Annotated in this window: 9 protein-coding genes and 1 pseudogene; all 10 read left to right on the top strand. The window is 63.5% G+C overall.

Annotated features, from left to right (window positions below; translation table 11 throughout):
• Positions 1-73 precede the first annotated feature (73 nt).
• Positions 74-1,162: a fatty acid desaturase family protein gene (locus NKI39_RS25065; protein WP_352835153.1), complete on the top strand. Its 1,089-nt coding sequence runs from the start codon at positions 74-76 to the stop codon at positions 1,160-1,162.
• A 44-nt stretch (positions 1,163-1,206) separates the two neighbouring features.
• Positions 1,207-1,521: a MocE family 2Fe-2S type ferredoxin gene (locus NKI39_RS25060; protein ID WP_023675786.1), complete on the top strand. Its 315-nt coding sequence runs from the start codon at positions 1,207-1,209 to the stop codon at positions 1,519-1,521.
• A 37-nt stretch (positions 1,522-1,558) separates the two neighbouring features.
• Entirely contained in the window at positions 1,559-2,359 is an 801-nt protein-coding gene (locus NKI39_RS25055; RefSeq protein WP_023675787.1) for a 3-methyl-2-oxobutanoate hydroxymethyltransferase, read from the top strand.
• A 226-nt stretch (positions 2,360-2,585) separates the two neighbouring features.
• Entirely contained in the window at positions 2,586-4,028 is a 1,443-nt protein-coding gene (locus tag NKI39_RS25050; RefSeq protein ID WP_352835150.1) for a DHA2 family efflux MFS transporter permease subunit, read from the top strand.
• A gap of 280 nt (positions 4,029-4,308) precedes the next feature.
• Positions 4,309-5,295 carry an ABC transporter permease gene (locus NKI39_RS25045; protein ID WP_352452739.1) on the top strand — a complete coding sequence of 329 codons (987 nt, stop codon included), beginning with the start codon at positions 4,309-4,311 and terminating at the stop codon, positions 5,293-5,295.
• A gap of 57 nt (positions 5,296-5,352) precedes the next feature.
• Positions 5,353-6,378: a sugar ABC transporter substrate-binding protein gene (locus tag NKI39_RS25040; protein ID WP_352835147.1), complete on the top strand. Its 1,026-nt coding sequence runs from the start codon at positions 5,353-5,355 to the stop codon at positions 6,376-6,378.
• A 217-nt stretch (positions 6,379-6,595) separates the two neighbouring features.
• Entirely contained in the window at positions 6,596-8,719 is a 2,124-nt protein-coding gene (locus NKI39_RS25035) for an ABC transporter permease (RefSeq protein WP_352835145.1), read from the top strand.
• Positions 8,716-9,774, top strand: coding sequence for a hypothetical protein (locus NKI39_RS25030; protein WP_352474242.1), 1,059 nt, complete (start codon positions 8,716-8,718; stop codon positions 9,772-9,774). The genes NKI39_RS25035 and NKI39_RS25030 overlap by 4 nt, the downstream gene beginning before the upstream one ends.
• Entirely contained in the window at positions 9,774-11,270 is a 1,497-nt protein-coding gene (locus NKI39_RS25025) for a sugar ABC transporter ATP-binding protein (protein ID WP_352771376.1), read from the top strand. The genes NKI39_RS25030 and NKI39_RS25025 overlap by 1 nt, the downstream gene beginning before the upstream one ends.
• 291 nt (positions 11,271-11,561) lie before the next feature.
• A pseudogene (locus tag NKI39_RS25020) lies at positions 11,562-11,867 on the top strand (IS110 family transposase); the annotation flags it as partial.

Below are 11,867 nucleotides of genomic sequence, written 5' to 3'. Positions count from 1 at the left end.
GGGACACCAGTTGGGAGGCTGGTTCCGGCCGGAGCGGGGAGGGTTCGCGGCCGATCGGGAATTGGAGGTCACAATGGCTGGCACGGTAAAGCGCGATTACAGCCTGGTCGGCGAAAGCACGCGCAGGGCGATCGAGACGGGACTGGCCTCGGCGGAGTGGTACCACACGGATGTCCCCCGCAAGGCGATCAAGGAGTTGATGCAGCGCTCAGACGGTCCGGCGATCCGCGACACGATCATCTGGATCGTCGCCATCCTCGGCTCCGCCGCCGGCGCCATCTATTTCTGGGGTACCTGGTGGTGCGTGCCGTTCTTCTTCGTCTACGGCGTGCTCTACGGCTCGTCCAGCGACTCGCGCTGGCACGAATGCGGCCATGGCACTGCCTTCCGCACGCGCTGGATGAACGATGTCGTCTACCAGGTCGCCAGCTTCATGCTGATGCGCAACCCGGTGACCTGGCGCTGGAGCCATGCCCGCCACCACACCGACACCATCATCGTCGGCCGCGACGCCGAGATCGCCGTGATGCGCCCGCCGGACCTTTTGCGTGCGGCGCTGGCTTTCACCGGCATCCTCGATTTTCGCTATTCGCTTCCGGCACTGGTACGCCAGGCGTTCGGCAAGCTGACGCCCGACGAGAAAAGCTACGTTCCCGAGATGGAACAGCACAAGGCCGTCATCGCGGCGCGCTGGCATATTGCCATCTACATCGCCACGATAGCACTCGCCCTCTACCTGCAGTCGTGGGTGCCGGTGGTGCTTATCGGCGTGCCGCGCCTTTACGGCACCTGGCACATGGTGATGACCGGCCTGCTGCAGCACATCGGTCTGGCCGACAATGTCGTCGATCACCGGCTCAACACCCGTACCGTGTACATGAACCCGATCAGCCGGTTCATCTACTGGAACATGAACTACCACGTCGAGCACCACATGTTTCCGATGGTGCCTTATCACGCGCTGCCCAGGCTGCATGAACTGATCAAGCACGATCTGCCGGAGCCGAACCCGTCGATATGGCATGCCTATCGCGAGGTCTGGCCTGTCCTGCTCAGGCAGCTCAAATACGAGGATTATTTCCTCAAGCGCGAACTGCCGCCAACCGCACGGCCCTATCGTGGCGAATTCCACGAAGTGAACATGTCGGCAGCGGCTGAGTAGGTACTGCGCACCAGCGCAACGCAGAAATTTCAGGAGAGATAGAGATGGCCGATTGGGTCGAAGCGTGCGCCGTGGACGATGTCGAAGAGGAAGATGTCATCCGCTTCGACCATGGCGGCCGCACCTTCGCGATCTACCGTTCGCCGGACGATGAATTCTTCGCCACCGATGGGTTTTGTACGCATGAGAAGGCGCATCTGGCCGATGGGCTTGTGATGGACGACATCATCGAATGCCCCAAGCACAATGGCCGCTTCAATTATAAGACCGGGCAGGCGAAGGGCGCTCCCGTTTGCGTCAATCTCGCGACCTATCCAGTCAAGGTGGAAGCTGGCAAGGTGATGATCCAGATCGCCTGACCGGCCTTCTGTCACGTAGCAAAGGGAACCAAAATCCATGAGCCGGAAAAGACCGACCGTCGCAGACCTGCGTGCCATGAAGGGCAAGCGGCAGCTGACCATGCTGCGCGTGCTGACGATGGACGAGGCCGAGGCCGCCGAACGCGCCGGCGTCGATATCGTCTCGGTGCCGCCGGAGTTGGTGCTCAATCCGCAATACCGCGATGCGGCACCCAGCCTGTTCACCATGCCGGGCGAGAATTTCTTCGAAATCGGCACCGCCGATGATTTCGTCCGCTGGGCGTTCCGGCTCTACAAGGCCAGCGCCGATGCGGTCTATTGCAGCGCCGGGTACGCCACCATCAAGCGGATGGCCGACGATGCCATTCCGGTGATCGGCCATGTCGGCCTCATCCCGTCACGCGCCACCTGGACGGGCGGCTTCAAGGCTGTCGGCAAGACCGCCGATACCGCCATGCAGGTGTTCGAGGCGGTGAAGCAACTGGAGGCCGCCGGCGCGATCGGCGCCGAGATCGAGGTGGTGCCGGTCGAGGTGGCCAAGGCGATTTCGGAACGCACGTCGCTGATCATGCTGTCGATGGGAGCGGGCACCGGCTGTGACGCGCAGTATCTGTTCGCCGACGACATCCTCGGCCAGAACCGTGGCCACATGCCGCGCCATTCCAAGGTCTATCGCAATTTCGCCGCCGAATACGATCGCCTGCAGGCCGAACGAATCGCTGCCTTCTCCGAATATGTCGCCGATGTGAACAGCCTGGCCTATCCCGAAGACAGGCACGTCGTGCACATGGACCCGGACCAGCTCAGCCTGTTCCTGGAGAAGATCGAAGCCGCATAAGACGCCCCGGCAGCGGCACAAAGCATCATCGCGGATCGTGAAAGGCCGGTTCGGCGCCAGGGCCGGGTCATCGCATGGCCGGCTGCGATGCCACACGAAAGTTTGTTGAACCAGGTCTGGACGGCACCGGCCAGATACTGTTGAAACCGGTGGGTCATCGGTTTGCCGGATAATTGTGCGGTTGCCGATGGAGCGGGTGAAAATTCCCCTTCGGGCAGTTCTGTGCATGACCGCCATTCCCGAAAACAAAGCCTTGCCCGAAACCGCGCCGGCGGCGCGGCAAGCCCGGCGGGTGGCGCTGATCGTCGCCGTCGCCTTCTTCATGCAGCTTCTGGATTCGACCATCATCTCGACATCGCTGCCGCAGATGGGAGAATCCTTCGGCGTGCCGGCGGTGGCGATGAGCATCGGCATCACCGTTTATATGCTGACCATGGCGGTATTCGTGCCGCTGTCCGGCTGGCTCGCCGACCGTTTTGGCGCGCGCAACATCTTCCTCGTGGCGATCGCCCTGTTCACATTGGCCTCGCTCGTTTGCGGCATCTCACAGAATCTGGCCGAGTTCGTCGCCGCACGCGCGGTTCAGGGCCTGGGCAGCGCGCTGATGACGCCGGTCGGCCGCATCCTGGTGCTGCGCAACGCGCCGAAATCCGAGCTTCTCAACGCCACGGCGCTGATCACCTGGCCGGCGCTGTTTGCGCCGGTGGTCGGGCCGGTGCTTGGCGGCTTCATCACCACCTATCTCTCCTGGCACTGGAATTTCTTCATCAACATCCCGCTTGGCGTTGCCGGTTTGGCACTGGTCGCCCGCTTCATTCCCGGCGACCGCGAAGCTGGGGCCAAGCCCCTCGACTGGCCGGGCTTCCTGCTGACCTCGGTGGGGCTCGCCGCGATGCTCTATGGCCTCGAGCGCATCGCGCATCCGGAAGAGGGTGTGTTGCCGACCGTGGCACTGCTCGGCACGGGCATTTTGGTCGGCTGGCTGGCGGTGCGGCATCTGCGACGCGCCAACCATCCGCTGCTCGATCTCACAGCTTTCAAGGTGCAGACCTTCGCCATCTCGACGCTGTCGGCCGGCACGATTTTCCGGATCGCCATCAACGCCACGCCGTTCCTGCTGCCGCTTTTGTTCCAGGTCGGCTTCGGCCTGAGCCCGGTCGATGCGGGCATGATGATCCTGGCCTATTTCCTCGGCAATCTCGGCATGAAGGCGGTGACGACGCCGACGCTGAGGCGCTTCGGCTTCCGTTCGGTGCTGATCGTCAACGGGGTGATCGCCTCCTTGTCGATCATGGCCTGCGCGGCGCTTTCGCCGCAGACGCCGCAAGCGTTGGTGGTGGCGCTGATGCTGATCGCCGGACTGTCGCGCTCGATGCAGTTCACCGCGCTGAACACGCTGGCCTTCGCCGATGTGGCCTCACCGCAGCGCAGCTCGGCGGCGACGTTGTCCAGCATGCTGCAGCAGGTGGCGATGCTGTTCGGCGTAGCGGTCGCCGCGGCACTGCTCAACCTGTCGCAGATCGCCAGGGGCGCTGCGGCGCTCGATCTCGTCGACTTCCGACTCGCCTTCGTGGCGATCGGCGCAATCGGGCTCGTCGCCTCGTGTCGCTTCCTGGCGTTGCCGAAGGCTGCCGGCGCCGAGGTCTCGGGCCATGTTTTGCGGATTTGACGCAGGAATCCAGCGGCAATCGCGGACATAAATTATGCCTGCTTCGCTCGTTCCGGAGCAAACCTTTGCCGGCGGTCCGATCGGCGCGATCAATTGCAAAACAGCTTGAGTTCCCGGCATTGCGCCAGCCTCGCCAATCGGTGCATCCAAGCGCGGAATTTCGTCGCAAGCCGGCCTGCAATGCACGGATTCATTTGACGAATTGGTCTTGAGCCGATTAGCTTTCGTTCCGATGGCCGCAGAGGGAGCAGGGCGTAGCCATCGCGGGTGAAAGCGGGCAATGAACGCGACCGGCTGGCTAAACTGGAGAAGCCTGAACCAAGAGGGCATTGTCTTTGCCATCGCGGTTGTGCTGTTCATTGCCGCCGCCATCGGACTGCCCGGGTTTATCAATTCGAACAATCTCGTTGCCATCGTGCGCTCGGTCTCGGTGCTGGGCATATTGGCGCTCGGCATGGCGGTCGTTATCATCGGCAGGGGCATCGATCTCTCGGCGGTGGCGATCATGGCGATGTCGGTCGCGTGGTATCTGCAACTGCTGAATTCGGGGATGCCCGACGGGCTGGCCTTCGCCTATGTGCTCGCCGGTGTTCTCGCCATCGGGCTGTTGAACGGAATCCTGGTCGCCTATGCCGAGGTCCCGGCGATCTTCGTGACGCTGGCGACCGCGTCCTTCGTCTTCGGCTATGTGCGTTCACAATTGATCACGCAGGACGCCGTGCCGGTGCCGCCCGGCCATTGGGTCGAGCTTCTGGGCGGGCTGCGTTTCCTCGACATCCCGGTCGAGGTGTTTGTCTTCGCCGGGCTGGCTTTCGCCTTCTTCCTGTTCCTGCGCTACACCAAATGGGGCCGCTACGTCTATTTCGCCGGCGACAACCCGGTCGCGGCGCGCAATATCGGCATTCCAGTGCGCCCGATGCTGGTGCTGCGCTACGTGCTGTCGGCCCTGGTCTCGCTGGTGGCTGGCCTGCTCACCGCCGCCAGCCTGCATTCAATCAACACCCGCATCGTCAATTCCACGCTGCTCTACGACATCGTGCTGGTGGCGGTGATCGGCGGCATCGGTCTGTCGGGCGGGCGGGGCGGGGTGCGCAACGTGCTGGTGGGTGCCGCGCTGATCGGCATCCTGCTCAACGCCATGACCATCATCGACATTCCGCTGCTCTATCAGAACCTGATCAAGGCCGCGATCCTGCTGGCGGCGATCATCGTCGATGGGTTCATCAATCCGCGCGACGAGCAGACCGCGCAGCAAGGCGACATTTAGACTGACGCGAACGGTTGGGGCCGGCCGCGAACGACATACCAAACCAGAGGATGTGACATGAAAATCATCAGGACATTTATGGCTGCCGCGGCAGCGCTTGCCATCTCCGCCTTCGTGGCGCCGGGCTTCGCTGCAGAAGATCCGGGTCCGGCCGCCTATTCGCAAGCGCTCAAGGGCAAGCGTGTGATGCTGGTGCCGATGGCGATGGGCTTCGACCTGGCACAGGGCTGGGCGCATTACCTGAAGACGGAGGTCGAGGCCTGGGGCGGCGTGTTCGAGACGCGTGATCCGAACTGGGTGGTCGATGCCGGCGCGCAGGCGATAACCGACGCAATCTCGTCGGACGCCAGGCCGGACGTGCTGATCATCCATTCGCCGGACCTCAATTCCTATGCCAAGCTGATGAAGAAGGCGCAGGCGGCCGGCACCTATGTGCTTTTGGTCGACAATCCGGCGAACTTCCCGGCCGATGCCTTTGTCGGCAGCGACTGGGATCGCCTCGGCCAGTTGGAAGCCGAAGCGGCGATCAAGGGTTGTGGGCCGAACTCCTCCAAGAAGATCGGGCTGGTGCAGGGCGACCAGGCCAACTCATCGAGCCTCTACCAGTATGCCGGCATCATGAAGGTGCTGGACAAGAACGCGGACTTCAAGGTCGTGGCCAAGCCGGACTCCAACTGGGATGCGACGACCTCGCGCAACGTGACGACGACAATGCTGCAGCAGAACCCCGACATCTGCGCCATCATCGATTTCTGGGATGGTGACGCGACCGGCGCATCGGCTGCGATCCGCGATGCCAAGCTCGAGGGCAAGGTGTTCCTGGTCACCACCGGTGGCGGCGAGAAAACCGCCGACTGCGACAAGCTGCAGGACGGCACCTATGGCGCGGTGGTGATGACCGACCTTGCCCGCCAGTCGGGTGACATGAACGCCGTCATAAAATTCCTGTTGCAGAGCGGCCAGCCGGCCGGCACCTCGCACACCTACATCTACACGCTGGAGAAGGCGACGACCAAGGCCGACCTCAAGCCGGACAGCTGCTGGGATTTGAAAGCACTGCAAGCCGAAGCTGCGGCCAAGTAGGCCGGCTTTCCTGAGCTTCGCGCTGCCCCTCATCCGCCTGCCGGCACCTTCTCCCCGTATAGTGACGGAGAGAAGGGATACGCTCCAACGCTGGCGACCCCCTCTCCCCGTCTCTATACGGGGAGAGGGTAAGGGTGAGGGGCAGCGCAAACCTGAGGCGATTGTTCTGCGGATAGCCCGGCCCCTTTTTCCCTTTTCTCTCGAATAGCAGCAACCGATGTCCTTTCGCGAACGCCTCCAGTCCTGGCGCTACAATCTCGTGCCCGACCATCTCGTCGGCGAGATATTGAGCAAACGCTGGACCGACAACGCCATTCCGTTCCTGGCGCTGGTGGCGACGCTCGGCGTGTTCGGTTCGATCATTCCCGGCTTCTTCAAGCCGATGTCGCTACAGGAATCGACCCGCCAGCTCGGCGAGTTCTCGCTGGTCGTCACCGGCATGACGGTGGTCATGCTTGGCGGCGGCATCGACCTTTCGGTCGGCTCGATCTTCGCGCTGTCCTGCTTTTCCGCCGTCTTCGTCTTCTTCATCCTCGAACAATCGGTGTGGCTGGCGCTGGTCGCCTCGATCGCCACCGGCCTGCTGTTCGGCGCGATCAACGGTTACCTGATCGGCTATTTCAGGCTGCGCGCTTTCCTGACGACACTGGTCACCTTCATCTTCGGGCGGGCGCTGTTCGACATACTGGTCACCACCTATGCCGCCGACGTCCAGCTTTCCGATGCCACATCGGATGTGCTGGACTTCATCGGCGACGATACCTTCTGGGGCCTGTCGGTCGCAGTGTGGGCGGCGATTATCCTGGCGATTATTACGCATGTCGCGCTGACGCGCTCGCGGCCCGGCTGGCATGTGCAGGCGGTGGGCGGGTCGCGGCGATCGGCTCACAATGCCGGCATCCGCGTACGCCGCACCGTGTTCATGACTTATGTGTTCTCCGGCTTCTGCGCCTCGCTCGGCGGCTTCCTCATCGCCTGCCGGCTGAGCGGGGCAGGGCCGGGCACAGGCCTCAACCTCGAGGTCATGGCACTGACAGCGGCGGTCGTCGGCGGCGTCAGCCTGGGCGGCGGCCGCGGTTCGGTGATCAAGGGGCTGATGGGCGCGATCATCGTGCTGACGATGACCAACGGCCTGATCCGGCTGGGCTATGGCACCGGCACTAACCAGATGGTGCTGGGCATCATGCTGGCCGTCGCCGTCACCATCGACATTCGCTGGCTGAAGAACCGCCACAAGGTGCTGGACGAGGTCTATGTCGCACCGGTCTATCTGAAAATGGGCGCAACGCAGTCGGCCGCACCGGGTTCCGGCACGCCTTACGAGCTCGACAACCGGCTGTCTGGGGCTGACCATATCGGGCTCGGCGAGCTGGAAGGGCCGGAAGACGTCATCCTCGACCGCGACGACCATCTCTATTGCGGCACCAGGCATGGCGAGATCGTCCGCTTCTTCGCGCCGGACTACAAACGTTCGGAGGTCTTTGCGCATATTGGCGGCTTTCCGCTCGGCCTGGCCTTCGACAAGACAGGCAATCTGATCAGCTGTGTCGGCGCGATGGGCCTCTATTCGGTCTCGCCGCAGCGCGAGGTGAAGCGGCTTTCGGCGGAAACGTCGCGCTCCTGGACCTCGATCGTCGACGATGCGCGGTTGCGCGACCCCAATGATTGCGACATCGCGCCGGACGGCCGCATCTACTTCACCGATTCCACCAAGCGCTATGACGCGCACGACTGGGCGCTGGATTCGATCGAGAACCGCGCCACCGGGCGGCTGCTCGTCTGTGATCCGACGGACGGTTCGACCAAGACATTGCTCGACGGCTACCGTTACACCAACGGCGTCTGCATGGCGCATGACGGCAAGTCGCTGTTCTTCGCCGAAAGCTGGGCCTGCCGCGTGCACCGCTACTGGCTGGAAGGGCCGAAGGCGGGCGTTGCCGAATGCGTCATCCGCGACATGCCTGGCTACCCCGACAACATCAACCGAGCGTCAGACGGCAATTACTGGATGGCCTGGCTCGGCATGCGCACGCCGAGCTTCGACCTGTCGCTGCGCCATCCCGACATGCGCAAGCGCATGACGCGCCGGCTGCCGCAGGACGAATGGCTTTTTCCCAACATCAACACCGGCGGTGTGGTAAAATTCAACGAGAACGGCGGCATCGTCGAGGCGATGGGCGACCTGTCGGGCGCCGCGCATCCGATGGTGACTTCGATGCGCGAGCATAAGGGTTTTCTGTTCGTCGGCGGCATCCTCAACAACCGCATCGGCCGCTACCGGATTGCCGGCGCCGACCCGAACTGGACCAGCCCCGCTTCTTACTGGGGTGCCAAGCCATGATGCTGGACCCGATCCTCGACATCTTTCGCGGCAAGGCAGTGACCATCCCGCCGCTTGATGGCGCCTTCAGGCCGAACACGCTGCTGGACGATGTTGCGGCCTTCGCCGAACTGCCCGAGCCCGACAATCTGCTGGTCGCCGACGGCCGGCTGCTGGCGTCCAGCGGCAATGCCCTCTACGCGCTCGCCGCCGGTGGCGCGCCTGTTCTGGTCGAGACATTTCCCGCCGCCGTCACCGCGCTCGCGCGCTCGCCCGCCGGCGAACTGACGGTCGGGCTCGAAAGCGGCAGGCTGCTGATTGCAGGCAAGGAGGCCGCCCTGCCGGCCGAGATCCGCTGCATAACAGCACTCGCCTACGCAGAAGATGGCACGCTTTGGCTGGCCAATGGCTCGGCCGAACACGCGCCGTCGGAATGGGCCGCCGATCTGATGAAGAAGGGTGCGTCGGGTTCGCTGTGGAAGCGCGATCCGGCAGGCAGCGAATTCCGCAAGCTCGCCGGTGACATCGCCTTTCCCTATGGGCTGCATCCAACCGGCAAGGACGTGTTGGTCGGCGAGAGCTGGCGGCACCAACTCGTCCGCTTCGACGGCGCGACAGGCAGCCGCTCGACGGTGCTGGCGCATCTGCCCGGCTATCCCGCGCGGCTATCGCCCGCCGCCGATGGCGGTGCCTGGCTGGCGCTGTTTGCGCCCCGGAACCGTCTGATCGAATTCGTGCTGCAGGAAACGCACTATCGGAACGACATGCTGGCGCAAGTGTCGCCGCAACACTGGATCGCGCCGGCGCTCGCCTCCAACCGCAGCTTCCTCGAGCCGCTGCAATGCGGCGGCATCCGCACCATGGGCATCCACAAGCCGTGGTCGCCGAGCCGCTCTTACGGGCTGGTGGTCAGGCTCGATCGGGAGATGCGGCCGCAATTCAGCCTGCACAGCCGCGCCAACGGCACGCGCCACGGCATCTGCAGCGTGGCGGAGACAGACGGTCGCCTTTTCATTGCCTCGAAAGGCGGCGATTGCCTGCTGGCCATTGATCTGGCTTCAGGAGGGCATCGCTGATGGAACCGATCGTCCGACTGGAGAACGTGACCAAGACCTATCGCGGCGTGCCCGCGGTGAAGAATGTCAGCTTCGAACTGCGCAAAGGCGAGATCCACGCGCTGCTCGGCGAGAATGGTGCTGGAAAATCGACGCTGACCAAGATCATCGCCGGCGTCGTCGACGCGACATCGGGAACGATGTTCCACAAGGGCCAGGAGATCGCCTACGCCTCGCCGCATGCGGCACTTGAAGCCGGCATCGCCATGGTGTTCCAGGAAACCAGCCTGGTGCCGTCGATGACGGTGGCGCAGAACCTCTACCTCGGCACGGAGCGCTTTCTCAACCGGCTGCGCGGCACCTATATCTCGGCGCAGCAGTTCCTGCAGTCGCTGAATTTTCCCGTCGACCCCAATGCCATGGTGGCGACGCTGGGCGCCGCCAAGCGGCAGATGGTCGAGATCGCGCGCGCCGTCCACCACAATGCCGAGATCATCATCTTCGACGAGCCGACGGCGACGCTGACGCCAGAGGAAAAGCGGCACTTCTTCGCGCTGATCCGCCGGCTTAAGGCAAGGGGCGTGTCGATCGTCTTCATCAGCCATGCGCTCGAGGAGGCGCTTGATATCGCCGACCGCATCACCATCCTGCGCGACGGCGAGCTGGTGATCACCGACGATACCGCCGCCTTCGATCGCGACAGGATCGTCGCGGCGATGGTCGGGCGCACGCTGTCGGGGCAGCTCTACAGCCAGCGCGACGAGACCAGGCTGCGCAAGGCCGGCAAGAAGGTGCTGTCGGTGCAGGACATCTCGATGAGCAATGTCGTGCGCAACAATTCCTTCTCGATCTTCGAGGGCCAGATCACCGGCGTGTTCGGGCTGATCGGCTCGGGCCGCACCGAGACATTCAAGATCGTCTCCGGCATCTACAAGCGCGACTTCCTGCGCGGCGGCACCATCGAGCTGGACGACCGGCCGGTGCGCTATCTCGTGCCGAGCGAGGCGGTGGCGGACGGCATCGTCTATGTCACCGAAGATCGCAAGAGCGAGGGGATTTTCGAGACGATGGACGTCGCCGAGAACCTGTTCGGCGGCTTTTTGGCGGCGGGGCGGGAAAAGAGCTGGGTAATCAACGCGCAGGAGATGCGGGCGCTGTCTGCCGAATGGACCAGGACGCTGAACGTCAAGGCGATCAACGATAATGCGCGCGTGATCGAGCTTTCCGGAGGCAACCAGCAGAAGGTGGTGATCGGCAAGGGGCTGGTGCAAAAGCCGCGCATCGTCATCTTCGACGAGCCGACGCGCGGCGTCGATGTCGGCGCCATCGCCGAGATCCACCAGATCATCAACCGGCTGGCCGACGAGGGCCTGGCCGTCGTCGTCATCTCGTCCTACCTGCCGGAGATCATGAACCTGTCCGACCGCATCCTGGTCTGCCGGCAAGGCCGCATCGTCGAGGAGTTCTCGCCTGCCGAGGCGACGGAGGAGAAGATCATGTACGCTGCGGTGCATTAGGTTCCCGGGCGCGGAAGGTTGACATTTGGACGGTTTTTGCGCCGGCGGATCGTACACTTTGGAGATTGGCCGAGGCGCCCGTCGTTTCGTCATCCTGGGGCGAAGCAAGGAGCGAAGCGACGCGGCGCAGATCCCAGGATCCATGCCGCTACATCAGAGCGCTGCAGCGGTGCAGCATCCTGCTCCGCTGCACCCTTCGGCTAAGGTCACGGCATGATGGGGTGGACGGCGCCCGACGGCATCGGATGTGCCAGAATGAGTTCGTTGAGATCTCAAACAAGGGAGCCGTCCGTGGAACACCTTATCCGTATTGGCATGGATACGTCCAAGAGTGTTTTTCAGCTGCATGGTGTCGACGCTGCGGAGCGTTCGGTGCTGGTGCGTAAATTGCAACGGCGGGCGGTAGTCCCGTTCTTCGCCAAGCTTGCGCCGGTGAGGATCGGGCTGGAGGCGTGCGGTGGCTCGCATTACTGGGCGCGCACGCTGTCGGGGCTGGGTCATGAGGTGGTGCGGATCGCGGCGCAGCACGTGAAGCCGTATGTGCGGCGCGGCAAGCATGACGCGGCTGACGCCGAGGCGATCTGCGAGGCGATGAGC

This window comes from Mesorhizobium sp. M0664, from assembly GCF_040320565.1.
Classification (GTDB): Bacteria; Pseudomonadota; Alphaproteobacteria; order Rhizobiales; family Rhizobiaceae; genus Mesorhizobium.
The sequence above is the reverse complement of the archived record's forward strand: the minus strand, read 5'-3'. Positions and strand labels throughout refer to the sequence as shown.